Source organism: Mesorhizobium helmanticense, from assembly GCF_003034915.1.
GTDB lineage: Bacteria > Pseudomonadota > Alphaproteobacteria > Rhizobiales > Rhizobiaceae > Mesorhizobium > Mesorhizobium helmanticense.
Window position 1 is genome coordinate 125,078 of record NZ_PZJX01000025.1, and the last position, 25,174, is coordinate 150,251.

Consider the following 25,174-nt stretch of genomic DNA (forward strand, 5'->3'; position numbering starts at 1 on the left):
GTATCGCGCCGCAGGCAAATTATTTCAAGCTTAAAGTTTCATATCGAAACAATTCGGGCGCGTATCTGGGGCGTGCTTGCGGGTGGCCCGCAAGCACGCTCCCGGATTACTTTTCCGGGCTCTTGGGGCTCCACAGCACCGTTTCGGCACCCTTCTCGTAGGCCATGCCCTCGGGATAGCTGATCGCTTCCAGTTGCAGTCCCCAGGGTGCCTGGAAATAGAGGATGGTCTGCCCGGCGGCCGGCCCCTCCTTGACTGGCAGCGGCCCCATCCGTGTCTTCACGCCCTTGGCGTCGAGATATGCCTTGGCGGCGGCGACGTCATCGACATAGAAGGCGATGTGATAGCCACCGATATCGCTGTTCTTCGGTGTCGCGTCCTTCTGGTCCGGCGCGGTGTATTTGAACAGTTCGATGTTTGATCCGTAACCGCAGCGCACCAAGGTGATCTCCTCGATCACCGCCTTGGGGTCGACGCCAAGCAGATCCTGCATGAACGTGCCCTTGTCGTCGGCGAACGGTCCGAAGGACATCGCCTTCTTGCAGCCGACCACTTCGGTGAAGAAATCGACGGCCTGCTTCATGTCGGGCACGGTGATGCCGGTGTGGTCGTGGCCGCGCATGCCGGGTATCGTATCAGCCGAGGCCGCACTCATTGAGCCAAGCAAGGCGGCCGCAAGCATCGTGTTTCTGATCGCGTATTTCATTCCAGTCACCCTCCGTTTCGCGGGCTGTCTTGTCGGCGCACGTCCGGGGCCCGATTTTTCGGCGTGCGGATGCGTTGAGCTTTCTCATGCCGTGGATCTCGCGGCGGGTTGCAGCCAATCAGCATCGATCTCGGGCAGCGGAATGGCCGCGATGAGGTCGCGCGTGTAGGCCTGCTGTGGATTTTCGAACAAGGCATTGGTGGCGCTGGCTTCGACGATCCTGCCTTCGCGCATGACGATCACCTGTTGGCACAGCCGCCGGATCACCGACAGATCATGGCTGATGAAGGCAACGGTCAGGCCCATCTCTGCGGCCAGCTTTTCCAGCAGCGTCAGGATCTGCGCTTGCGTCGACACATCGAGCCCGGAGACGATCTCGTCGGCCAGCACGAATCTAGGCGACAGTGCGAGCGCTCGCGCAATGCCGACACGCTGGCGCTGGCCGCCCGACAGTTCGTGGCGGTAGCGGCTGGCGAAGCTTTGCGGCAGACCGACGCGCTGCAAGGCCTCCGCCACACGCTCCTTGAGCCTGTCGCCGAGACCGTTCTGCTTGAGCGGGGCGGCGATGATGCTGGCAATGGTGCGGCGCGGGTTGAGCGACGACATCGGATCCTGGAAGATCATCTGCAGATTGCGGCGCAGCGGCCGCAGCTCCGCTTCCGGCAGATGCGTGATGTCGCAGCCGTCGAATGTGATGCTGCCGGCGCTCGGCTCCAGCAACCGCACCAAGGCGCGCCCGAGCGTCGATTTGCCTGAACCGGATTCGCCGACGATGCCGGTCACCGATCCCCTGGGCAGGTCGAAATCCAGGCCTTTCAGGATTTCGGCCAAGGGCGCACGGCCGATCAGCGGCTTGCGCGTCATGTCGGGCAGCGCGACCTTCAGCCCGCGCACGGAGATGAGCGGCTTAGCCATGCGGCGGCCTCCAGGCCTGTTCGGCGGCGGCGATCTCCGCTGCCAGTCCGGCCAGCACCGCCTCATCCACCGGTTTCAGCGAGGCGAGCGGATCGGTGTAGCGCGGCGTCGCCGCAATCAGCGCCCGCGTATAGGCGTGCTGCGGCGCGGCGAAAAGCGCCGCCGTGTCGGCTTCCTCCACCACCTTGCCGGCATAGAGCACCGACACCTTCTGGCTGATTTTAGCGACGACGCCGAGATCATGGGTGACGAACAGGATCGCCGTGCCGTGCTCGCGCTGCAATTGCGCGATCAGCCGCAAAATCTGTTTCTGTACGGTCACGTCGAGCGCCGTCGTCGGCTCGTCGGCAACGATCAGCCGGGGCTCGGCGGCAAAGGCAGCCGCGATCAGCACACGCTGGCGCATGCCGCCGGAAAGCTCGTGCGGATAGCTTCTCAGCACGCGGTCCGGGTCGCGGATCTGCACCTCGTCCAGCAACTGGCGGATGCGGGCGTCCGCCCTCTGTCCGCTCCAGCCAAGGATGCGCACCAGCCTATCCGTCATCTGCGGGCCGATGCGGCGCGACGGGTTGAGCGCGGTCAGCGGATCCTGCGGGATCAGCGCCGTGCGGGCGCCGATCAGCGTGCGCCGCGCCTTCGGTTGAAGCCGGCCGAGATCCTCGCCTTCCAGCAGCATTTCGCCTTCGACGATGTGCACGCTGGACGGCAGCACGCCGAGCACCGCTTTGCCGATCATCGTCTTGCCGGCGCCGCTCTCGCCGACCAGCGCGCGCACCTCGCCGGGCTGGACGGCGAGCGATACCGAACGCAGCACGCGCTGTCCGTTCGCCAGCACGGCGCTGAGGTTTCGAATATCGAGGCAAGCGGCGCTCATCGCAGCACCGGATCGAAACGAGCCTTCAGCGCCTCGCCGAACTGGCTGAATGACAGCACGGTCAGGATCAGCGTGATCAGTGGAAACACCAGCACCCACCAGGCCTGATGGATCGACAACCGGCCCTCGGCGATGATGCCACCCCAGGTCGGGTCGTCGGTCGAGATCGACAGATTGACGAAGGACAGGATCGCTTCGACGATCACGGCAATGCCCATTTCCAGCGACAGCAGCGCCACGATCGACGGCACCACATTGGGCAGCACTTCGCGCAGCATGATGCCGATGCGGCCATAGCCGGCGATACGTGCATTCTCGACATAGTCCATGCGCGTCTGCCCCATCGCCTCGGCACGGATCACCCGGCAAAAGCGCGTCCAGTCGATGACGGCGATGGCAATGATGACAGAGCTCAGGCCAGTGCCGAGCACGGCAACCAGGAGGATGGCGAACAGCACCGGCGGAAACGCCATCCAGATGTCGACGATGCGCGAGATGATACGGTCGGCCCAGCCGCCGAAATAGCCGGCGATCAGCCCGAGCGTCGAGCCGACCAGGCAGGCGGCAATGGCCGCTGCGAAGGCGACGACAAAGGCTACGCGGCCGCCGAAGATCAGCCGTGACAGGAGATCGCGGCCGAGGCTGTCGGTGCCGAGCCAGTAGCCCGGCTCGGCGCCGTTCATCCAGAAAGGTGGCAGCCGCTCCAGCATCAGGTCCTGCGCCAGCGGATCCTGCGGCGCGACCAGCGGTGCAAAGATCGCTGCGAGAAGCGCGAGCAGCAGCCAGCCGCCGGCAAGCCGCAGCCTTGGCCCCAAGCCACGCCTGGCGATGCGTGCCTCATCCATGGCGCAGCCTCGGATTGAGCAGCGCGTACATCATGTCCACAGTCAGGTTGATCAGCACGAACAGCAGCGCGAAGACCAGCACGATGCCCTGGATCAGCGGCAGGTCGCGGTTGATCACGGCATCGATCGCCATGTTGCCGAGACCTTCATAGGAAAACAGCCGCTCGACGATGACCGTGCCGCCGATCAGGAAGGTGAATTGCACGCCGACCAGGGTCAGCGTCGGCAGCGCCGCGTTCTTAAGCGCCTCGCGCAGGATGACCTGCGTCTCCGAGAATCCCTTCACCCGCGCGAGCACGACATAGTCGAGGTCGAGCACCTCCTTCAGCGATTGTTTCAGCAGTTGCGCGATGATTGCCGCGAGCGGCAGCGCTAGCGCAACCGCCGGCATCAGCATGTGTTTCAACAGATCCCAGGTCAGGTCGAAGCGCAGCCGCAGGATGCTTTCGAACAGATAGAACTGGGTGACGAACGGCAGGTCGAGCTGCGGCGACACGCGGCCGGAAATGTCGAACACCGGGATCAGCACGCCGAACAAGAGGATCAGCACCAGGCCCCACAGGAAATCGGGAATGGAAAGCGCCGTCCCGCTGGCAATGTCGATGCCGGCCTCGACCGCGGTGCCGCGTTCGCGTGCGCCGAGGATCGCCGCCGTGCCGCCGATCGCCACTGCCATCAGAAGCGCTGTGATGGCGAGCTCCAGCGTCGCCGGCAGCCGGTTGAACACCAGCCCCAGCACATCCTGGCGCAGCGAGATCGATGTGCCGAAATCGCCTCTGATGACGCCGGACAGCCAGATGAAGAATTGCTGCACGATGGTCTTGTCGAGCCCATAAAGCGCGCGCAACCGGGCGATGTCGGCATCGGTGGCACCTGGCGGCAACATCATCGCGATCGGGTCGCCGGGCGCGACGCGAATGACGACGAAGACCACGACGGCCACGCCAAACAGCGTGATCGCCATCGTCAGCAGGCGGATCAGAAATCTTTGCAGAAGCATGGTCGCCTGTACATCTGGCGAAAAGGGGCGCGCCACCTTTTGCGGTGGCGCGCATGCAGTCTATCAGGTCGGGGTCATCAGCGCCGGCAGCAGCGCGCCGGAGACATGCTGCACCACATTGATGCCCTTGGCATGCACGATCGGCTGCGCATATTGCATCAGCGGCAGCACATAGGCCTGCTCGGCGATGTATTTGTCGACGGCCTTCCAGCCGGCAATGCGCTTGGCCTCGTCCTTCTCGCCCCACAGCGGGTTGATCATGTCGATCAGGTCCTGGCTGTCCCACACCGAATGCGGGCTCGGCCCGTACATGGCAAAGCCGGTCGACGTCGTCGGATCGCCGATGGCGTTGCCCCAATTGTAGAAGGCGGCCGGCGCCAGCTTGTCGGCGGCGCGCAGCTCATAGTGCTTGGCGATCTCGTAGACCTCGATCGTCGCCTCGATGCCGACCTTGCGCCACATGCCCACGATCGCCTGGATCATCTCGTAATCCTTGGGCTTGAAGCCCTTGGTCGTCTGTATCGTGAACTTGACCGGCTTCTCCGTCGAATAGCCGGATGCGGCGAGCAGTTCCTTGGCCTTTTCCGGATTGTGCTCGACCTTGATGGAGGGATCGTAAGCTGCGTATTCCGGCGTTTCCAGCGTGTCGATCGGCTGGCCGTAGCCGCGCAGCAGCCGGTCTACCAAAAGCTTTTTGTCGACGGCCATCACCGCGGCCTGGCGCACATTCTTGTCCAGCATCACCTCGATGTCGTTGAAGAAGATCATGCCGATGTCGGAAACGTTCTTGCATGAGCCGGCCAGCCCGTCCTTGGCGATCAGCCGGTCATACTCCTCATAGGGGATTTCGAGCGTCACCTGCGAGGAGCCGGATTCGATTTCGGCGACGCGGCTCGCCGCGTCGGTGACGAACTTGATCGTCACGTTTTCGAAGGCCGGCTTGCCGCCCCAGTAGTTCGGATTGGCCTTCAGCCGCAGGAAGGCGTTGCGCTCGAACTTGTCGACCATGTAGGGGCCGGTGCCGATAGGCGCCTTTTCGAAGCCTTCGGCGCCGACCTTCTCGTAATAAGCCTTCGGCATGATGTAGCCGGTCAGGAACGACATCCACTTGAAATACACCGGGTCGAACTGCACCACGTCGCCGGTGATCTTGTTGCCGTCGATCTTGAAGTTGTTGACGTTCTTCCAGACGAACTGGATGGGGTTTCCGGTCTTTTCGTCGCCCGCCCGCTGCAGCGACCACACCACGTCCTCGGCCGTGAAGGGCGAGCCGTCATGCCAGGTCACGCCCTCGCGCACCGTCATCATCACCTTGGTGCGGTCCTCGTTCCAGCCCCATTCGGTAAGCAGGCCGGGCGCGAAGGACAGGTCCGGCTTTTGCGGGATGAACTGGTCGAACACCGACTGGTAGAGACCCTGGATGGTCGGGTTGACCGCCGAAGGCCCCGTGGTCGGATCCCAGGACGGCAGGTTGACATTGTAGGCGATGGTGAGTTCCCCCGCCGCCTTGGCGATCTGCGGCAGGCCGATGGCGGCTGCACCAAGTGCCGCCGCACTGTATCCAAGCAATTCGCGTCTGTTGATTGTCATGGTCGTTCCCCTGTTGGTTGTATTTTCTTTGCGCGGCGTCTGTGACTGATCAGTGGGTTCAGGCTCCTTGGGCGACCGCGCCTCGCCCCTCCTTCACACCAGAAGTTTCCTTCACCCGGAAGAATCCCGTTTCTACCTCCCGCCAAGCTGTTGCGCGAGCATGTAGCCCGAGGCCGCGCCGGTGCCGGCGCCCGGCCAGGTCGCCGCGCCCGTGAGATGCAGATTGGCGACCGGCGTGTTCCAGCCGGCGTATCCACGTGCCGGGCGAAATAAAAAATTCTGCGCCAGATGGTGGCTGCCGCAGACCTGGTCGCCGCCGACGAGGTTGGGATTTTCCCGCTCGAGGTCGAGCGGCGAGAACACGGCGCGGCCAAGGATCTTCTGGCGCAGGCCGGGCGCGTAGCGCTCGATGATGTCGAGCACGCGCTCGGCATAGTGCTCCTTGACCAGATCCCATTGTCCCGGGGCGATCTGGCCTGCCGCATCGCCCGATATTTCGGCCGGCAGCATGCGCACCTGCAGCCACAGCACATGCTTGCCCTCAGGTGCGCGCGAAGGATCGATCGCGGTCGGCTGGCCGACGACCAGCACCGGCTCGTCCGGCAGCATGCCCGCCATCGCCTGCTGATAGGTGCGCGACATGGCGTCGAGCGACGGCGACAGATGCACATAGGCGAACTGCCGAAGCTCAGGCCCGGCGCGCCAGTCCGGCAAATCGTCCAGCGCCAGGTGGATCATCATCGTGCCCGGCGCGTGGCGGAATTTTTTCATTGCCATGTCGAAGCCGGCGTCACCGGAACCATCGGGCAAAAGCCTGCCGGGCAGCGCCCTCGGCGCAACGCCGGCGATGACTGCCTTGCTGGCGACATGGAAGTCGCCGGACGCAAGCCGCACGCCGGTCGCCTTGCCGGCGGCAACGGTGATCTCGGCCACCTCGGCGCCGGTGGCGATCTTGCCGCCGGCTGATGTGACCATGCCCGACAGGGCGCGGATGATGGTGTCGGCGCCGCCCTTGCCCAGCACCATGCCGAAGCACTGGTTGGCCATCGATTCCAGATAGGGGAACACGGCGCCGCCGGCGATGTCGGGGGCGAAATCGAGATGCATGCCCCAGGCGGCGAGTGTCGTCCTGACATGCGCAGTTTCGAAATTTTCCTCCAGCCAGGCGCGGGGCGACGACAGCAACAACCGCCCGGTGTCGAGCGCACCGGGCATGCCTTTCTTGCGCCACAGGTTCCACGCGGTGCCGGCAAGAGCGCGGGCACTCATCGGTGAACCCAGCACTCTAAACAGATGCTCGGCTTCTCCAGGGAAGGCCGCGACCAGCCGCCGCCAGGTGGCGGCGTCGGCCTGCGAGAAGGCGGCGAGGCGCGAGGCGGTCTTTTCCAGATCGTTGCTGACGCCGAACCAGCGACCGTCAGGGAAGGCGCTGGCGAAGCAGTCGGCTACGGGGGAGAATTCCAGCCCGTGGGTTTTCAATTCATTTGCATATTTCCGGTGGAAGGCAGATCCGGCGAACAGGCTCAGATTCATCGCACCGAAATCGTGCCGGAAGCCGGGCAGTGTGAATTCGCGAGTTTGGACGGCGCCGCCTATCGCTGCGTTGCGCTCGAAAATCGCTGTTTTCCAACCCTTGACCGCCAGATGCGCGGCGCATGCCAGACTGTTGTGGCCCGCACCGACGAATATGGCGTCAAACTCGCTCACGCCCACCCAACCCATTTCCTTTATGCTTAAAGATAATTGCAGATGCATATGTTTTCGTCTAGTAGGATATTAAGGGCCGCAACGAGCCTTCAGCATCATCGACAAAGAGGGAACAGAGACCATGGACACGCAAAAACTTCTCGGCGAGGTCGCCGGCCAGCTTCTTTCCGGCGCCATCCAGGTGGTCGACCTGTCGGCACCGCTCGGGCCGGACACGCCGCTGATCAAGTTGCCGCCGGAGCTTGCCGTCGATACGCCGAAGGTCGAGATCCATTCGATCTCCCGCTATGACAAGAACGGTCCGTGGTGGGCGTGGAACTGGCTTAAGCTCGGCGAGCATTCGGGCACGCATTTCGACGCGCCGCAACACTGGATCACCGGCAAGGATTATCCGGACGGCGCCACCGATACCATTCCGGCGCAGAACTTCGTCGGCCCGGTCAACGTCATCGACTGCTCCAGGGAAGCCGCCGCCGATCACGATTTCCTGCTCACCGTCGACCACATCAATGCATGGGAAGCCAAGCATGGCGCGATCAATGCCGGCGAGTGGGTGGTGATGCGCACCGACTGGTACAAGCGCAACGGTTCGGAAGCCGAGTTCCTCAATGCCGACGAGACCGGCCCGCATACGCCCGGACCGACGGCGGAAGCCATCCAGTTCCTGATAAGCAAGGACATCAAGGGCTGGGGCAGCGAGACGATCGGCACAGATGCAGGCAAAGCAGGGGGGATGGAGCCGCCATTCCCGGCGCACACGCTTATGCACAAGGCCAATCGCTACGGCCTCGCCAGCCTCTGCAACCTTGATCGGCTGCCGCCCAAGGGCGCCATCCTGATCGCCGCGCCGCTCAAGATCGAACACGGCACCGGCAGCCCGATCCGCGCGCTAGCGCTGGTGCCAGGGAAATAGGGCAGTTGGCGGTCTTCGGGAGAAGATCATGCTCGCAGGCAACGCTGTAGTGACGAGGTGGGGGCCGCAGCCTTGCAAAGCTGTCTCTCTACGGCGCCCCCCTCTGTCCTGCCGGACATCTCCCCCTCTAGGGGGGAGATCAGCGGCCTCGGCGCCCCGTTTATTCCTGCCACGTTGGAAATTGGCGAAGGCAGTGGTGATGGCCGATCTCCCCCCTAGAGGGGGAGATGTCCGGCAGGACAGAGGGGGGCGCGAAGGAACGCCAACTTGCGAGATTGAATCTCAGCTTCCAGCGAGCAACCCTCTATGAACGCGCCCGATCACATCATCGTCGGCAGCGGCATCAACGCGCTGGTCTGTGCGGCGATGCTGGGCGGCAAGGGCGCGAAGGTGCTGGTGCTTGAGCGCAACGACCGCATTGGCGGCTGCATGCGCACCGAGGAAGTCACCGTGCCGGGCTTCGTCCATGATGTGATGGCGACGACCTTTGTCCTGTTCATCACCTCGCCGGCCTTTGCCGCGCTTGGCAAGGATCTGGCGCGGCACGGGCTCGAGTTCTGCCACACCGCCACGCCTACTGGTGTGCTCAGGCCAGATGGCAGCCATGCTGTGCTTAGCACCGACCGTGCCGCCAATGTCGCCGTGCTCAATGAGATTGCGTCCGGTGATGGCGACAGGCACGCAAACGATGTAGGCGAGATAGAACGCAATGCCGGCTTGCTGTTCGGCCTGCTCGGCGGCAGCCTGTGGTCCTATCCGACAACCAGGCTTATGGCAGGCGAGGCCTGGCGGCGTGGTCCGCGCAATCTCGCCGCCTTCCTCGGCGACGCGTTGGCGCCAGCGCGGGGCTGGCTTGAAAACAGCTACCAATCCGAAACCGCCCGTGCGCTTTGGGCGCCCTGGGTGCTGCACGCCGGCCTTGGGCCGGAGGATGCCTTCTCCAGCCAGATCGCCAAGGTTATCGCCTTCGCGCTGGAGGCGGCCGGCGCGCCGATCGTCAAGGGCGGCGCCAAGAATCTGCTTTCTGCCTTCGAAGCGCTGATCAAGGAGCGCGGCGGCGTGATCCGGACTGAAGGCGACGTTGCCTCCATTGTCCAGAGTGAAGGCCGGGCCACGGGCGTGCGACTTGCGTCAGGCGAAATCGTCACGGCAAGAAAAAGCATCATCTGCTCGGTCACACCGACACAGCTTTACGGCCGGCTGTTAGGCAAGGACGCGCCGGCGGCTGCCGTCGAGGCGACCCGGAAATACCGCTACGGCAAGGGCAATTTCCAGATCCACTATGCGCTGGACCGGCCGCCCGCATGGCGCGGCGAGGGCCTGGGCAATGTCGCGCTGCTGCATCTGACGCCGGGACTCGATGGTGTGTCCAAGGCCTGCAACGAGGCGGTGCGTGGCCTGCTGCCGGAGGTACCGACCATCTGCGTCGGCCAGCCGCATGCGCTCGACCCGTCGCGCTGTCCCGACGGCAAGGCGATTCTGTGGCTGCAACTGCCCGAGGCGCCACGCCACATCAAGGGCGATGCCGCCGGCAAACTTGAGGCACCGGCCGACGGGCAATGGACCGAGAAGCTTCGCGAGGCCTATGCTGATCGCGTCGAAGCGATCCTCGGCAACCATATCGATGGCTTCAAAGACAGCGTGATCGCGCGCCGCGCTTATTCGCCGGCCGATCTCGAAACCATGAACATCAACCTGGTCGGCGGCGATCCCTATGGCGGCTCCTCGACCATCGACCAGTCGTTTCTGTGGCGGCCGTTCAAGGCGAGCCGCAACCACGACACCGGCATCAAGGGCCTCTATCATATCGGCGCCTCCACTCATCCCGGCGCCGGGCTTGGCGGCGGCTCCGGCTTCCTGCTGGCGGGGAGGCTGTGATGGAGCAGAGCGTTCCCGAAAAACGCCAGCGCATCTCGACACTCGGCCAGATCGGCCTGCAGCAATTCGCGCCCTATCTGATGAACCGCATCATGGGCCGCTACAATGCCACCTTGCGCGACGATTTCCGCAAGCAGGGCCTGACCATTCCGCAGGTTCGCACGTTGGCCGTGCTGTCGGTCACCGACGGCGTCACCGTCAACGACCTCTCGGTCTATACGGTGATCGAGCAGTCGACCTTGAGCCGCACGCTCGACACGCTGGAAGGGCAGGGCCTTGTGCGGCGCGAGCAGGGCGTTACCGACAGCCGCATTCGCCATGTATTCCTGACCGACGATGGCCGCGCCGAGTTCACCCGCGCCTGGCCGGCCATGCATGACGCGTTCGACGCGATGTTCGATGGCATCGACGATGCCGAATACGCCGCCCTTATCGCCACGCTGCTGAAGATGCTGACGAACATTCGCAAGCACGAGATTTGAGTTGAAGTACGCGCCGCCCTGGCGGGCGGCAACGGAAGGAGGCCACCATGGCCGAACGGTCTTTTGCCAAGGAAGTCGAAAAACTCCGGCTCGGCGCCGGCGAGGAGTTTGCCGGCGAAGGCATCCTCGCCATTACCAAGGCGCTGCTGCAATGCGGCGTCGGCTATGTCGGCGGCTACCAGGGCGCGCCGATCAGCCACCTGATGGACGTGCTGGCTGACGCGCAGGATATCCTTGGCGAGCTTGGCGTCCATTTCGAGGCCAGTGCCTCGGAAGCCACCGCCACCGCCATGCTGGCCGCCTCGGTGCATTATCCGATCCGCGGTGCGGCCACCTTCAAGTCGACGGTCGGCACCAATGTCGCCTCCGATGCGCTCGCCAATCTGGCGTCGGGCGGCGTCACCGGCGGCGCGCTGATCATCGTCGGCGAGGATTATGGCGAGGGCTCCTCGATCATGCAGGAGCGCAGCCATGCCTTTGCCATGAAGAGCCAGGTCTGGCTGCTCGATCCGCGTCCCAATCTGCCGTCGATCGTCAAGGCGGTGGAGGACGGATTTGAGCTGTCGGAAGCATCCAACACGCCCGTCATGCTGCAGGTGCGCATCCGCTGCTGCCATGTGCACGGCCATTTCATCGCCAAGGACAACAAGCGGCCGCCAATGTCGGTGGCCGATGCGCTGGACGCGCCGCGTCGCGACACTGGCCGCATCGTGCTGCCGCCCGCCTCCTTCCTGCATGAGAAGGAGAAGGTGCAGAAGCGCTGGCCGGCGGCGGTGGATTTCATCAAGAGCCGCAAGATCAACGAATTCTTCGGCTCGGATCACGGCTCGGTCGGCCTCGTCATGCAAGGCGGCATGTACAATGCGGTCATCCGCGCGCTGCAGCGTCTCGGCCTCGCCGACACCTATGGCGACACTGACGTGCCGCTTTATGTGCTCAATGCGGTCTATCCCCTGATCGACGACGAGTTCCTGTCCTTCTGCGAGGGCAAGGACGCCGTGCTCGTCGTCGAGGAAGGCCAGCCCAACTATATCGAGCAGGCCTTTGCCGCGATGCTGCACAAGGCCGGACGCGGCACGAAGCTCGTCGGCAAGGAGCACCTGCCGATGGCCGGCGAATACACCGGCCAGGTCATGCTCGACGGCATCGGCTCCTTCCTGCGCACCGAGGCCCCGTATCTGCTGCCGGGCGAGGTGCGGGCGCCGAACAAGTCAGGCGAGGGGGTCGACACCGCCGACCTGATCAACGTCGTTCCTGGCCGTCCGCCCGGCTTCTGCATCGGCTGCCCGGAGCGGCCGATCTTTGCCGCGACAAAGCTGGTCGAACAGGAGCTTGGCAAGCATCACATCGCTTCCGACATCGGCTGCCATCTGTTCTCGATCATGCCGCCCTTCGAGCTCGGCGCCACCACCATGGGCTACGGGCTGGGGCCGGCCTCGGCCTCGGCCTTCAATTCGCCTGACGCCAAGCGCCGCTCGATCTCCTTCGTCGGCGATGGCGGCTTCTGGCATAACGGCCTGACCTCCTCGATCGGCAATGCGGTGTTCAACAAGAACGACGGCGTCATCGTCATCGTCGACAATTTTTATTCGGCTGCGACGGGGGGGCAGGACATCCTCTCGTCTCGCGCCGGCAACAAGACCAAGTCGACCAAGCATCCGATCACCGAAGCGGTGAAGGGCATGGGCGTCAAATGGCTGCGCCACATCGACCGCACCTATGATGTCGGCAAGATGCAGGACACGCTGCGCGAGGCGCTGACGACGGACGAGAAGGGGCCGAAGGTTATCGTCGCCTCGTCCGAATGCATGCTCAACCGGCAGCGGCGTGAAAAGCCGCTGGTCGACAAGGCGATCAAGGGCGGCGAGCGGATAGTGAAGCCGAAATTCGGCGTCGACGAGGACATCTGCACCGGCGACCATGCCTGCATGCGGCTTTCCGGCTGCCCGTCGCTATCGGTGAAGTCGCTCGACGATCCGCTGCGTGACGATCCGGTGGCGCATATCGACCAGAGCTGCGTCGGCTGCGGCAATTGCGGTGAGGTGGCGGATGCCGCGGTGCTGTGCCCGTCCTTCTATCGCGCCGACGTTGTCCACAACCCAAGCCGCTGGGATCGCTTTCTCGAAAGCGCACGTCGTTCAACGATCGGCATGCTACAGCGGCGGCGCGAAAGCCGGCGCCTGACCTTCGCCGATGCTTGACGCCGTCCCATCATCTCGCCCTGGGGCCGACGCTTCGGACGAGCCCGTCATCAAGCTTGCCGTGCTGGCGGTCGGCGGCCAGGGCGGCGGCGTTCTGGCTGACTGGATCACCGATGTCGCCGAGCGCAACGGTTATGTCGCGCAATCGACCTCGGTCGCCGGCGTCGCCCAGCGCACCGGCGCCACCATCTACTATGTCGAGATGGCCAGAGACACCGGCCGGCTGCCGGTCTTTGCGCTGTCCCCGTCGCAGGGTGATGTCGACATCTTGATTGCGGCCGAATTGATGGAAGCCGGCCGCGCCATCATCAGGGGCTTCGTCACGCCCGAACGCACCACGCTGATCACTTCCTCGCACCGCATCGCCGCCGTGTCGGAAAAGATCGAACCCGGCGATGGCCGCGCCTCGTCCGCCAAGGTCCAGGCGACTGCCGAAGCAGCCGCCAAACATTTTATCGCCTTCGACATGGAGAAGATCGCCGCCGACAATGGCTCGATGATCTCGGCCAGCCTGCTCGGCGCGCTTGCCGGCTCCGGCGCGCTGCCGTTCACCCGCGAAAGCTACGAACAGGCGGTCGGTGCCGGCGACCGCGGCGTCAAGGCCAGCCTCGCCGCCTTCGGCGCTTCCTTTGACCGCGCGCGTGGCATTGCTGGCGCTGCCTCTTCGGAAACGGTGGAGAAGCCGGCGGCTACCGAAACCGGTTCTGGCATGAAGGCGAAGGTGAGCGGGCCGGAAAACCTCATGCAGGGCTGGCAGCAACTGGCTGCTCGCATCGATGCTTTGCCGGCTGCTGTTCGCGACATGGCAATGCTTGGCCTGAAAAAAATCGTCGACTATCAGGATATCGCCTATGGCGGCGAATATCTCGACCGGCTCGACAAGGCTATCGCTCTGGACAATGCCGATCGCTACGGGGCCGACCATGCCTACGCGCTGTCGATATCAGCGGCAAAGCATCTGGCCAACGCCATGTGCTACGACGACATGATCCGCGTCGCCGATCTCAAGACCCGCTCGACCCGCGACAGACGGGTGCGCCGCGAGGTCGGCGTCAAGGACGGGACGGTCCTGCAGGTGACCGAATACTTCCATCCGCGCATCGAGGAATTCTGTGGCACGCTGCCGGCAGGCCTTGGCAGCTACATCGAGAACCGGCCGAAGCTCGCCGCCTTTCTCGACCGCCGCATCAATCGCGGCCGCCACATCCGCACCGACAGCTTTGCCGGCTTTGCCGCGCTCTGGTTCATCGGTGGCCTGCGCCGCTGGCGTCGTCGCCTGCTGCGCCACAAGGTCGAGACCGCGCATCTCGAGCGCTGGTATGATCTGGCGCTTGGCCATGTCCGGCAAGACTACGCCCTGGCCGTCGAGATCCTCAATTGCCGCCGGCTGATCAAGGGTTACAGCGACACCCATGCCCGCGCGCAATCCAAGTTCGATCGCGTGCTCTCGGCGCTCGATCTGGTCAAGGGCCGGGACGATGCCGCCGACTGGATCAGGCGCCTGCGCGAAGCAGCGCTCAAGGACGAGAGGGGCGACATGCTGGACGGTGCGCTGAAGACCGTGGCGTCGTTGGGCTCGGATCTGGAGAATTGAAACGCCCGGTTCGGTACCGAACCACTCAGGGGTCCGGGCAAGCCGGTCATATCGAGATAACCGGCTTGCCCGTCCTTTTGATCATAGCGCCTATATCCACTCGCGAAAGCGCGTGCCCGCCTTGCGGAATGCATCCATGACTTGGAATTCTGCGATGCGTTTCCTTCGTCTCTCGGGAGTCCGCATTTTGAGAGAGTGGAATTCCACATATGCGGCATAGAGATCGCGATGGCTTCCGGACCGGATCATGTCGTCAAGGATCTCGTACTCTGCCCCTTCGACATCGAGCTTGAGAACGACCACGTCATACACTTCACGCTTCGCTCGGATCATCTGCGATAGCGAAAACGTTTCGACTAGGTCCGGACTAAATCGTAGCGATTGATACAAGCTTTCGTTGTGGTCAAAGACGATCGAGCAACCTTGGTGGGTGGGCCCCGACCGCTCCGGAGGGGGACCAAATAGTTCGGCAAAGCCATCTTTGACGCTTGCCGCCTTGACGATGATCTCCATGGTCGCATTTTCTGAACGCAAGGCGTCAAGGTGCGGCAGGCAATTCCTGTTGGGCTCGACCAGAACGTAGTCGAAGCGGTCGGGTGTGTAGTACCGAGAAAAGTATCTATATCCTTGGCCGACGTTTGAACCACAATCGATAAACAATCCGCGATTTCGCTCTGCCGCCCTGAGCTTGGACGATGCCTGCCTTGCATCGGCCGCAACACGGCGGCGGAGCCATACCGACCTAAGTGGTTCGCTCAGCGACCAGGCAGACAATTGCAGGAATCGACCGAACCCTTCTGCTCTCAGGACGTGTGTTGCTTGCTGGATCTTTCTATTGAGCTTTGTTGCTAATTGGACAACAGGTGCGGTTGCTGAAATTAACATTCTCTGCCTCCGGATTGCCTCCCGCCCAAGGTTGACCATTCCGTTGCATGTAAATGCTTGAACTTCGTACAGAGCTTCCGGTCCGCAATGCTACTTGGGAAGCGAGCGTGGGAAATTACGCTTAAATCCGGGCCTGTCTTCGTCCGTTTGAGGGAAGGCCCCTCTTGTGCTGGCGCTCGGCCATGTCCGGGAAGACCATGCGCTGGCCGTCGAGACAGTCAACTGCTGCCGGCTGACCAAGGGCCAACGAACTTTTGATTGCGATGTCATCCGGCGTTCAGCCGATCGGGTGGTATTTATTCCCCAGGGGTGTGAACCATGGAGAATACAGTCATGCTCACCAAACACATTCTGCCCATCGCCCTTGCGGCGGGCACCCTGATGTTGTCGAGCACCGGTTCGCAGGCGATGCCGGTGGCAAGGCCAGGCGCGGCCCAGATCCCCGTCGAAACGGTCGGCTGGCGATGCGGCCCCGGCTGGCACATCAACAATTGGGGCAATTGCGTGCCGAACCGGCGGTTTCGCCCAGTCCACCGTTGGCATCGAGGCGTCTGGTTTCATCACCGCTGGCACCCCGGGTACTGGGCCCGGTAGGCGCTGACGGGTCGAAAAAGCGCCCGCGTCGGATAAGGCGCGGGCGTTCCTGTCGCGCTCTATCCCTGTGGCGTGAGCCCGCCGCAACTCTCCCGCACGATCAGCCTCGGCGCGATGAATTCCATTCCGAACTTGACTTCGATATTGCCCTCGACCAGGCCGATCAGATGTCTGGTCGCACTGTTGCCCAGTTCCTCGGTGGGCTGGGCGACCGTCGTCAGGCGAGGGACGGTGTATTGGCCCTCCAGAATGTTGTCGTAGGCGACAACAGCAAGATCCCCGGGGATGTTCAACCCGACATCCGCCGCGGCGCGCAGAATGCTGATGCCGGCAAGATCGTAGCTGGCAAAGATCGCGCTCGGCCTGTCCGGCCCCGACAATATGGTGCGCGCGAGCGCATGCGACGACTGCCGGTCATATTCGTCGCTGTGATGGAGAACCGGCTTCAGGCCCGCTTCGGTCATCGCATGCGCATAGCCGCGCGCGCGCTCGCTGGCGATGCGCGCCGGTCCGCAAAGTGCTGCTATGTCGGTATGCCCGAGCGAGAGCAGATGGCGGGTCGCGGTGATGGCGCCGGCAAAGCTGTCCGTCGCCAGAAGAAAGGCGTTCGGGGCGTAATTGATACGGCGATCGAGCAGGATGAACGGAACAGCAATCTCCGGAAACAGGGCGGTCAATTCTTCGGAACTGCTGCCGCTGATCAGGATCAGCCCGTCGACCTGCCGGTCGAGGAATGTATGGACGTAGCGCAGCTCGCGTTGCGCGTCCTGCTCGCTATTGCCAAGCACAAGCGTGTATCCAAGCAGGTCGGCGCAGTTCTCGATCACCCGGGCCAGTTCGGCATAGAATGGGTTGGAGATATCGGGCACGATCAGGCCGAGAACGCGCGATCGCTGTCCTCGCAGCGCCTGCGCGACGCGGTTTGGACGGTAGCCGAGCGCGGCGATGGCGTCGAGCACGCGTTGCCGGGTCTCGGCCGCGACAGGCCGCGGGCCGTCATTGACGACATAGCTGACGACGGCTGTCGAAGTCCCTGCGCGCCTTGCAACGTCTGATCGGGTGACCATCAGGCCCAGCATTCCTGCATGTGATCCATGACCTTCCTCAAGAAGGAGCTCTCCTTGTCGGCATAGCCGCTGATCGCCGTGAAATGGTCGCGGCCCTCTTGTGGCAGGGGCTTTGCATCATTGCCTTTGGCCTGCCAGGCCGCGCAGAATTCCTGCGACTGCCGCCAGAACTCGGCGCTCTCGTTCGAACCCCAGCTGACGAGCAGCGGTATCCCGTTCTCCGGCACATGCAGTATCGGGCTGTTGCGCCTGATCTGCTGGCCGTTGAACTGGATCTTCGGCTGGATCCAGGTGTACCGGAAAGGCTCGATGTCGTAGAGGCCGCTGATCGGACAGGCTCCCTTGATGACGTCCGCCGGCAGCCCGTACTCGTTGACCCAATCGGTCACCGCCATCATCGCGGTCAGGTGGCCGCCGGCGGAATTGCCCGTCACATAAATCCGGTTGCTGTCGGCGCCGAAGGTCGCGGCGTTCTTGTAGGTCCAGGCGATCGCCGCCCGACACTGACGCACAATCTCGTCGACGGTGACCTTCGGGCACACATCGTAGTCGATGATGACGGTGGTCACGTCATTGCCGGTGAAACCCTTGGCCACCCAGATGTAGTTTTCCTTTTTCAGGCGGCCATCGAACCAGTAGCCGCCATGGATGAAGATCACGATCGGGGCGTTGGCCGTGCTGGCCGGATAGATGTCGAGCTTTTCCATCCGCGTCGGCCCGTAATAGACATCCGGCGTGCGGCTGAGGGTTTTTCTCGCCTCTTCAGCCTCGGCGATCCGGCCGGCAATGATTTTCTCGAAGGCCTTCGGATCGTCTATCCTGAGCTCCGGCCTGTATTCCCAGTCGAGCTGTTCCTGCGTTTCGAACTGGCGGTACAGCGGCATTCGAAAAGTCCTCTTCAAAAAAACCGACGGTCGGCAGATTGGTGTAACGGACCTATCACGTCGGGCTCGCGCTTCGAAGCTCCGTCTCGCGCCGATGTTTCGGCCAACTGGCTTGCAACCATCATTCTACTCGTGTAGATAGCAGGCAGGCATGGTTCTGTCGAGCGTCTGGACGGGTCGCGGTTAATGGCATCGATGATTGATCTCCTCCATGATTGCGACCCGGGAAACGACGACGCGCTCGCCATCCTGGCAGCACTCGGACACCCGGCGGTCCGTCTTCTCGCCGTGACGACAGGCGCCGGCCATCTTTCCAGCGACCGCACCGCCATCAATGCCGCGATCACCGTCGCCATGGCCCACCCACTGGCTGCGCCGGTATGCGAGGGTTCTGTCGGGCCGCTGCTTCGCGAACGTCTGATCGCCCGCGTCCTCGACATGGAGAGCGCACTCGATCCGGTTCGCGACGATCTTGCGCGCGTCGAGCTCGACCCGCAGCATTCCGTCGACCGCATCGCAGCCGAGGCCGCCGCGCGGCCCGGCCTGACCATCGTCGCGACCGGACCGCTGACCAATATCGCCCTGACGCTGCGCCGCTACCCCCATATCCAGCCGCTGATCGGCAGGATTGTTACCCTTAGCGGTGCCTGGGGCCTGGGGACAAAATCGGCGGCGGCCGAGTGGAACATACTGTGCGATCCCGAGGCGGCGGCCATCGTCTATGGCTCCGGCATTCCCCTGACCATGGTGCCGGTGGACGCGAGTGGGACAGTGCCGATCACGCCCGCGCTGATCGATCGCGTAGCAGCGCTCCGCGCCCCGGTTGCCAAGCTGGCGGCGGAATTGCTGGCGTCGCTGCGTTCGACACACCGGCCGAATGTCCTGACGCCGATCGAAACGCCGCTGCACGATCCCTGTGCCGTGCTCGTGGCGGCGCAGCCGGGCATTGCGAAGACCGTCAAGGCCCGCGTCGATATCGAGACGGCGCCGGGGCTGAATTACGGCCGCACGGTCGTCGATTTTCACGGCCGGTCCGTCACTCCAGCCAATTGCGACGTCGTCATCGAGTTCGACGTCGACGCCACGCAAGAGGCGCTCATCGCGTCGATCGCCGCGATTGCGGCACTCCAGCCCGGCGATCTCGAGAGCGGCAACGCAATTCCAGCAGCAGCACATCAAACGACATAACAAGGGAACATGATGATGATGACAATCCTATCGAAATCATTGGCCAGCGTTGCCGGCGCATTGCTGTCCGTCTCGATCCTGGCCGGCGCGGCGAACGCGGCCGACAAGCTCAGCGCCGTCTATGTGATGAGCGACAATCTGGGCGACATGGGTTTCAACGACAATGCCGCGACCGGCTTTGCGCGCGCCGAAAAAGATGGCGTGCGCACGCGTCTGCTGCAGGCCTCGCCGAGCGATCCACAACTGTGGCGGCAGAACCTGGAAGCGGTCTCCAATTCCGGCGAATGGAGCATCATCTTCACCGGGCCGAACATGCACGACAATCTGGCGGCGGTCGCGCCCCAGCATCCCGAACAGAAATATGTCTTCTTCGACGATCAGCTGGATCTGCCGAACGTCCTTTCGGTGAAATACGCGCAGAATGAGGGCTCCTATCTCGCCGGCGCGCTCGCCGCGATCGCGGCGACGGACAAGGCCGATTTCCCGCTGTCCTCCGGCGAGCCGAAGATCGCCGTGGTTGCCGGCATGGATCTGCCGGTCATCCAGGACTTCATCGTCGGCTTCAAGCAGGGCGCCAAGACCGTCGTGCCCAATATCGAGGTCCAGGTGATTTTCATCGGCAATTTCAACGACGCCCAGAAGGCCTATGACCTTACCAAGACCGCCATCGAAAATGGCGCCAACGTCGTCTACAACGTGGCCGGTCCGGCAGGCCTTGGCATATTGAAAGGCGCGGCTGACGCCAAGAAATATGCCATCGGCGTCGATTCCGATCAGAACGGACTGCACCCGGAGAATGTCATCGCTTCGATGCTGAAGCAGATCGGCAACTCGATCTACGATTCGATCGGCCAGGTCCGCGACGGCAAGGCCGAGTTCGGCAAGCTCAAGATCTATGGCCTGGCCAATGATGGTGTCGGTCTGGTCTACAACGATGCCCTGGTGCCGGCATCGGTAAAGGCGAAGATCGACGAGGCGAAGGCGAAAGTCGTCAGCGGCGAGCTTAAGGTCGAGACCGCCTTCAAGTAGACTTGTAAAACAGATGGGTGGGTTCGCTCCCGCCCATCGCCTTGTTGGCGGACTTGCAATGACCGGCCCGGATGAAATCCTGCACCTTTCGGCCATCGCCAAGACATTCGGCGAGAAGGTGGCGCTGCGGGATGTCGAGCTGAGCGTCCGGCGCGGCGAAGTCCATGTCATCTGCGGCGAGAACGGCGCCGGCAAGTCGACCTTGATGAATATTCTGGCCGGCATCCACCAGCCGAGCGCGGGTGTCATCCAACTCGACGGCCGCAAGGTCGAGATCGCCAGCCCGATCGTCGCCAGCCGGCTCGGCATCGGCATGGTCCACCAGCATTTTACCCTGGTTCCGTCGATGACGGTCGCGGAAAACGTCTTCCTCGGCCGGCACCTGACCCGCCTGGGAATCTTCTCCGATCGCCAGGCAATGATTGCGCAGGCCGCGGCACTCATCGAACGCTACAATTTCGGTCTCGATCCGCGGACGCCGGTGCGCGAACTCTCAGTCGGACAACGTCAGCGCGTCGAGATCCTCAAGGCGCTGGCATTCGACGCGAAGCTGCTGATCCTGGATGAACCGACGGCGGTGCTGACGCCTCCGGAAGTCGACGAACTGATCGGTGTCATCGATGGGCTGCGTTCTCGCGGCCGCACGATCCTTTTCATCACCCACAAGCTGCGTGAGGTGAAGGCGGTGTCCGACCGGGTGACGGTGCTGCGGCACGGCAAAACCATATCGACCCACTTCACGCGCGACGTCAGCGAGGCCGATATCGCCCGCGACATGGTCGGCCGCGATGTCTTTCTGGTCGGCCGCGCCGGCCGGCCGCGCACGCGCGCCTTCGGCCCGACCAGGCTTAGGCTTCGCCACGTCGCAATAACCAATGCCGCCGGAAGGCGGCTGCTCGACGATGCTTCGTTCGAGGTCCGCGCCGGCGAGATCTTCGGCATCGCCGGCGTTGACGGCAACGGCCAGACCGAACTGTCGGAAGTCATCGCCGGCTTCACCGACATCCAGGCCGGATCGATCGAATTCGACGGCCGCGACGTCACCGCTGTCGGCGTCCCGGGCCGCCAGAAGGCGGGCCTCGGCTTCGTACCGGAAGACCGCCTCGATCGCGGCCTCAGCGTCACCATGAGCGTCGGCGAGAACCTCGCCGCGACCAACTATGCGCTGGCAGGCCTGACCAGGCACGGGTTCGTGCGCACCGACAGGGTCGAGGCCTTCACCGCAGGCAAGATCGCGGAGTTCGACATTCGCGGCGCGCAGCCCTCGACACCGGCCGGCAGCCTGTCGGGCGGCAACATGCAGAAGGTCGTCATCGCCCGCGAACTCAATCGCGATCCGCCGCTTCTCGTGGTCAGCCAGCCGACGCGTGGCCTCGACATCGGCGCTGCCGAGTTCATCTACGAGCGCATCATGGCGGCGGCCGACCGCGGCCGCGCCGTCCTGTTGATATCGTCGGAACTGTCCGAGATCCTGGCGCTCTCCGACAGGATCGGCGTGATGTATTCGGGCAAGCTGCTGCGGGTTCTCGAACGCAGCGCCGCCGACGAAGTGACGATCGGTGCGCTGATGAACGGCTCCGTCGGGGCGGTCAACTGATGCGCCGCGCCGTCGTCGACTTGCTGAAGGCCATTCGCGCGCCGGTCGCCGCGATCGCGCTGACCCTTGCCATCGGCTTCGTGCTGGTTGCCGCCATCACCGACGAACCGGTCCGCGCTTATCGCGATCTGCTCTTCGCCAATTTCGATTCCCTCGGCAATTTCGCCCTGTTCCTCAACCGTGCCACGCCTCTGACGCTGATCGCGCTGGGGGTGATCTTCTCGTTCCGTGCCGGCGTCTTCAATGTCGGCGGTGAAGGCCAGCTCTATGCCGGCGCGATTGCCGCCACTGTGGTCGGTGTCTTCCTGTCCGGCCTGCCGGCGATCGTGCTGTTTCCGCTTGCGGTCGCGGCGGGCATTCTGGCCGGTGCATTCCTCGGCTGGATTCCAGCGGTGCTGAAGGTCAGGCTTGCCGTCGACGAGGTCGTGACAACGCTGATGCTGAACATCATCGTGCTGTTGTTCACCTCCTATCTCGCCAATCAGGTCATCCGCGACCCGACCAGCTACGGCGCGGTCAGCCAGATGCTGCCGCAGAAGATATGGCTTCCGGCGTTCCCGGGCGTGCCCGGCGCCACCAGCGGCATCATCGTTGCCGTCCTGCTTTCCATCGTCAGCTGGGTGGCTCTCTTCAGGACGGAATGGGGCGCGCAGCTGCGTGCATCCGGCACCAATCTGCGCTTTGCCAGGACGATCGGCGTTCCCGCCGACAGGCGCATCATCACGGCGATGCTCCTGGCCGGCGGTTTTGGCGGCCTCGCCGGCACGCTCTACGTTCTCGGGATCGGCCACCGCTTCGAGCAGAATTTCTCGCCTGACTACGGGCTGGTCGGCCTCACCTGCGCCCTCCTGGCCCGCATCCATCCCATCGGCGCGCTGGCGACGGCATTGTTCTATGCCATGATCATCAACGGCGCCGCCTATATGCAGATCTCCACCGACGTGCCGCGCTCGCTCGTCGATCTCCTCACCGGCCTTCTCGTGCTGTTGATGACGGCGCGGCTTGGCCTCCGGCAGCGGCAGGGCTAGAGCGGCATGGCCTACATCTCGTTCCTCGCCTCGGTGCTCGAGCAATCCTCGCCGATCATGCTGGCGGCTCTCGCGGCGATGATCACGCTGCGCGCCAACATCCTCAACGTCGCCGTGGAAGGGATGATGCTGGTCGGCGCCTTCACCGCCATCGCCGTAGGCAATGCATCGGGGAGTGCCGCGCTTGCGCTTTTGTGCGCTCTGGTCGCGGCAATCGTCATGTCCCAGCTTCTGGCGCTGATGACCTTGCGGTTTTCCGCGGATTTCATCGTTGCCGGCCTCGGCATCAACCTTCTGGCCGCCGGTGGCAGCCTGTTCGCACTGGAATGGTTCTACCGCAGCCCGGGCGGCCTGCGACCGATCACCTTCCCCGATCTCTGGCATATTCCGGCCGGCGCGCTTTCCTGGCTGCCGGTGCTCGGTCCGGCGCTGGAGGGGCAGAGCATCATCGTCGTGCTCTCCTTCCTGGCCGTGCCGGCATGCTTCGTCTTCCTCTACAAGACGCCGACCGGCTACTATCTGCGCGCTTCGGGCGAGGACGAACACGCGGCCCGCTCGGCCGGTATCGACGTCGCGCGCATGAAGGCGCTGGCGCTCGCCATAAGCGGATTGCTGGCCGGTCTGGCCGGTGCGCAGATCTCGATGGACAAGCTTCACTTCTTCCTCCCCGAAATGACCAGCGGCCGCGGCTTCATTGGCCTCGCCGCGACCCTGTTCAGCGGCGGCCTGCCCTGGACGACGGCTGCCGCGGCCGTGCTGTTCGGCTTCTTCGGCGCTCTGGGAGACCGCCTTCAGGCGCTCGACATCCCCTCGCAGTTCGTCCTGATGCTGCCTTATCTCGCGGCCATTCTCGGACTGACATTCGCGCGCTGGCGGCTTCACATCCGCAACCGGCCGGCCAGGATACTCAAGCCGCAGGCGACGAGCGAGCCGTCCGGTTCGCACCGTGCGGACCTCGAACCATCATGACGCAAGGCGCCTGACAGATGCAGGGACAAGACGGCTTCGTGTTTCATTTCGGCGGCCATGCGCCCTCAAGAACCGTGCGGTCCGGCGAGGTCTTCACCGTGTTCACCGAGGACTGCTTCTGCGGCAAGCTGACCGATGTCGACGGCCGGCCGCGCGAAGTGGCGCCCTACCCGAAAGTCAATCCGCTGACCGGGCCGATTGCCGTCGACGGCGTCGTGGCGGGTGACATTCTCGCCATCCGCCTGATCGCGCTGGAGCCCGCTCGCGACTGGGGTGTCGCGACGATCTCGCCGGATTTCGGCCTGCTCTCGGGCACGCGTGCCAATCCGAACCTGCAGCGGCCGCAGGACGAGCGCGTCTGGATCTGGACCTTCGATCCCGGCCGGACGTCGCTCACGACACCGACGCGCTCCGGCCCCCCGCTGCAGGTGCCTTTCCGGCCGTTTCATGGAACGCTCGGTGTCGCGCCGGCGCATGGCGAAGTTCGTCTCGGCGTCGTCCCCGGCGACTTCGGCGGCAATCTCGACATCCCGGATCTCGGACCGGGCACTACGCTCTACCTGCGCGCCAATGTCGATGGCGGGCAGGTCTATATCGGTGACGGCCACTATGCGCAGGGTGACGGCGAGATATCAGGCACCGCGATCGAAGGCGCCTTCAACACCACGCTTTCGATCGACCGGCTTGCGCCGGAAGAGGGCTTCGATTGGCCGAGGCTGGAAACCGCGAGCCATATCGGCGTCATCGGCTGCGCGCGACCTGTCGACGATGCCGTCCGCATCGCCGCATCCGGTCTGGTCCGCTGGGTCGCGCGGCGGACAGGGCTGGACCTGATGGACGCGCACCAGCTCGTCAGCCAATGCTGCAAACTGCGCATCGGCAATCTGGTCAACCCGTCTTTCAGCGTGCTGTGCTCGATACCAAAGCGCGCTTTGCCTGCTTGAAGGCAATCTGAAAGAGCGTGATTGCGGGATGAAACAACTGGTGCCGCTTAGGTGACTCGAACACCTGACCCCATCATTACGAATGATGTGCTCTACCAACTGAGCTAAAGCGGCCCGGGAAGCCCGAGGCCTCCAAGATGCGCTGGGTGATAGACGCAACCTGCCGCGAATTCAAGATGGGACTTGGCAATTCGTATCGATCCCTTGTTTGACCGAAACGAAGCGCGCGCGGCCGCTTCGCCATTGTTCGTGTGATGCCACACCAGCAGGTTGTTTGCCGACGC

General features: G+C 63.6%; 22 protein-coding genes and 1 tRNA gene. 12 read left to right on the forward strand and 11 right to left on the reverse strand.

Annotation, left to right across the window (positions count from 1 at the left end; translation table 11 throughout):
- Nucleotides 1-106 precede the first annotated feature (106 nt).
- The 7 genes from C9427_RS11915 to C9427_RS11945 form a co-directional block, all read right to left on the reverse strand.
- Nucleotides 107-706 carry a VOC family protein gene (locus tag C9427_RS11915; protein ID WP_107649368.1) on the reverse strand — a complete coding sequence of 200 codons (600 nt, stop codon included), beginning with the start codon at nucleotides 704-706 and terminating at the stop codon, nucleotides 107-109.
- A gap of 84 nt (nucleotides 707-790) precedes the next feature.
- A complete protein-coding gene (locus C9427_RS11920) occupies nucleotides 791-1,621 on the reverse strand; it encodes an ATP-binding cassette domain-containing protein (protein ID WP_107649369.1) in 831 nt (276 codons plus the stop codon).
- On the reverse strand, nucleotides 1,614-2,495 hold the full coding sequence (locus C9427_RS11925; protein WP_107649370.1) for an ABC transporter ATP-binding protein: 882 nt from the start codon (nucleotides 2,493-2,495) through the stop codon (nucleotides 1,614-1,616). Before C9427_RS11925 ends, C9427_RS11920 begins: the two co-directional genes overlap by 8 nt.
- Nucleotides 2,492-3,340 (reverse strand): ABC transporter permease, encoded by an 849-nt coding sequence (locus C9427_RS11930; protein ID WP_107649371.1) that lies wholly within the window; start codon nucleotides 3,338-3,340, stop codon nucleotides 2,492-2,494. The genes C9427_RS11925 and C9427_RS11930 overlap by 4 nt, the downstream gene beginning before the upstream one ends.
- On the reverse strand, nucleotides 3,333-4,340 hold the full coding sequence (locus C9427_RS11935) for an ABC transporter permease (RefSeq protein WP_107649372.1): 1,008 nt from the start codon (nucleotides 4,338-4,340) through the stop codon (nucleotides 3,333-3,335). The genes C9427_RS11930 and C9427_RS11935 overlap by 8 nt, the downstream gene beginning before the upstream one ends.
- A 63-nt stretch (nucleotides 4,341-4,403) precedes the next feature.
- Entirely contained in the window at nucleotides 4,404-5,930 is a 1,527-nt protein-coding gene (locus C9427_RS11940) for an ABC transporter substrate-binding protein (RefSeq protein ID WP_107649373.1), read from the reverse strand.
- Between the two features lie 132 nt (nucleotides 5,931-6,062).
- Nucleotides 6,063-7,637: a phytoene desaturase family protein gene (locus C9427_RS11945; protein WP_107649474.1), complete on the reverse strand. Its 1,575-nt coding sequence runs from the start codon at nucleotides 7,635-7,637 to the stop codon at nucleotides 6,063-6,065.
- A gap of 121 nt (nucleotides 7,638-7,758) precedes the next feature.
- Here C9427_RS11945 and C9427_RS11950 point away from each other — a divergent pair, with 121 nt between their 5' ends.
- From C9427_RS11950 to C9427_RS11975, 5 genes are all read left to right on the forward strand, one after another.
- Entirely contained in the window at nucleotides 7,759-8,550 is a 792-nt protein-coding gene (locus tag C9427_RS11950) for a cyclase family protein (protein ID WP_107649374.1), read from the forward strand.
- 306 nt (nucleotides 8,551-8,856) lie between these two features.
- Nucleotides 8,857-10,428: a phytoene desaturase family protein gene (locus C9427_RS11960; RefSeq protein ID WP_107649375.1), complete on the forward strand. Its 1,572-nt coding sequence runs from the start codon at nucleotides 8,857-8,859 to the stop codon at nucleotides 10,426-10,428.
- On the forward strand, nucleotides 10,428-10,910 hold the full coding sequence (locus tag C9427_RS11965) for a MarR family winged helix-turn-helix transcriptional regulator (protein ID WP_107649376.1): 483 nt from the start codon (nucleotides 10,428-10,430) through the stop codon (nucleotides 10,908-10,910). Before C9427_RS11960 ends, C9427_RS11965 begins: the two co-directional genes overlap by 1 nt.
- Before the next feature lie 47 nt (nucleotides 10,911-10,957).
- On the forward strand, nucleotides 10,958-13,111 hold the full coding sequence (locus tag C9427_RS11970; RefSeq protein WP_107649377.1) for a thiamine pyrophosphate-dependent enzyme: 2,154 nt from the start codon (nucleotides 10,958-10,960) through the stop codon (nucleotides 13,109-13,111).
- On the forward strand, nucleotides 13,104-14,705 hold the full coding sequence (locus C9427_RS11975; protein WP_107649378.1) for an indolepyruvate oxidoreductase subunit beta family protein: 1,602 nt from the start codon (nucleotides 13,104-13,106) through the stop codon (nucleotides 14,703-14,705). Before C9427_RS11970 ends, C9427_RS11975 begins: the two co-directional genes overlap by 8 nt.
- Before the next feature lie 90 nt (nucleotides 14,706-14,795).
- Here the strand turns inward: C9427_RS11975 and C9427_RS11980 are convergent, their stop codons facing one another.
- The gene (locus C9427_RS11980) at nucleotides 14,796-15,590 is read right to left on the reverse strand and encodes an FkbM family methyltransferase (RefSeq protein ID WP_107649475.1); all 795 of its coding nucleotides are present in this window, start codon (nucleotides 15,588-15,590) and stop codon (nucleotides 14,796-14,798) included.
- Nucleotides 15,591-15,923: 333 nt separating this feature from the next.
- Here C9427_RS11980 and C9427_RS33785 point away from each other — a divergent pair, with 333 nt between their 5' ends.
- Entirely contained in the window at nucleotides 15,924-16,184 is a 261-nt protein-coding gene (locus tag C9427_RS33785; protein ID WP_146172532.1) for a GCG_CRPN prefix-to-repeats domain-containing protein, read from the forward strand.
- 59 nt (nucleotides 16,185-16,243) lie between these two features.
- On the opposite strand, the gene C9427_RS11990 is transcribed toward C9427_RS33785, so the two are convergent.
- Both C9427_RS11990 and C9427_RS11995 read right to left on the reverse strand, forming a co-directional pair.
- A complete protein-coding gene (locus tag C9427_RS11990) occupies nucleotides 16,244-17,251 on the reverse strand; it encodes a LacI family DNA-binding transcriptional regulator (protein WP_167434321.1) in 1,008 nt (335 codons plus the stop codon).
- Nucleotides 17,251-18,135 carry an alpha/beta hydrolase gene (locus C9427_RS11995; RefSeq protein ID WP_107649381.1) on the reverse strand — a complete coding sequence of 295 codons (885 nt, stop codon included), beginning with the start codon at nucleotides 18,133-18,135 and terminating at the stop codon, nucleotides 17,251-17,253. The genes C9427_RS11990 and C9427_RS11995 overlap by 1 nt, the downstream gene beginning before the upstream one ends.
- Before the next feature lie 195 nt (nucleotides 18,136-18,330).
- On the opposite strand from C9427_RS11995, the gene C9427_RS12000 reads away from it, so the two are divergent.
- From C9427_RS12000 to C9427_RS12025, 6 genes are read left to right on the forward strand one after another with little or no spacing between them, the layout of a single operon-like run.
- Nucleotides 18,331-19,323, forward strand: a complete 993-nt coding sequence (locus C9427_RS12000; protein WP_167434322.1) for a nucleoside hydrolase — start codon at nucleotides 18,331-18,333, stop codon at nucleotides 19,321-19,323.
- A gap of 15 nt (nucleotides 19,324-19,338) precedes the next feature.
- Nucleotides 19,339-20,352: a BMP family lipoprotein gene (locus C9427_RS12005; protein WP_167434323.1), complete on the forward strand. Its 1,014-nt coding sequence runs from the start codon at nucleotides 19,339-19,341 to the stop codon at nucleotides 20,350-20,352.
- Between the two features lie 58 nt (nucleotides 20,353-20,410).
- Complete coding sequence (locus C9427_RS12010) at nucleotides 20,411-21,949, forward strand: ABC transporter ATP-binding protein (RefSeq protein WP_167434324.1); 1,539 nt, start codon at nucleotides 20,411-20,413, stop codon at nucleotides 21,947-21,949.
- On the forward strand, nucleotides 21,949-22,977 hold the full coding sequence (locus C9427_RS12015; RefSeq protein ID WP_107649385.1) for an ABC transporter permease: 1,029 nt from the start codon (nucleotides 21,949-21,951) through the stop codon (nucleotides 22,975-22,977). Before C9427_RS12010 ends, C9427_RS12015 begins: the two co-directional genes overlap by 1 nt.
- 6 nt (nucleotides 22,978-22,983) lie before the next feature.
- Entirely contained in the window at nucleotides 22,984-23,946 is a 963-nt protein-coding gene (locus C9427_RS12020; protein ID WP_107649386.1) for an ABC transporter permease, read from the forward strand.
- A gap of 17 nt (nucleotides 23,947-23,963) precedes the next feature.
- Nucleotides 23,964-24,890, forward strand: coding sequence for an acetamidase/formamidase family protein (locus tag C9427_RS12025; protein WP_107649387.1), 927 nt, complete (start codon nucleotides 23,964-23,966; stop codon nucleotides 24,888-24,890).
- 38 nt (nucleotides 24,891-24,928) lie between these two features.
- Here the strand turns inward: C9427_RS12025 and C9427_RS12030 are convergent.
- Nucleotides 24,929-25,004: transfer RNA gene (locus C9427_RS12030), tRNA-Thr, on the reverse strand.
- Nucleotides 25,005-25,174: the final 170 nt, after the last annotated feature.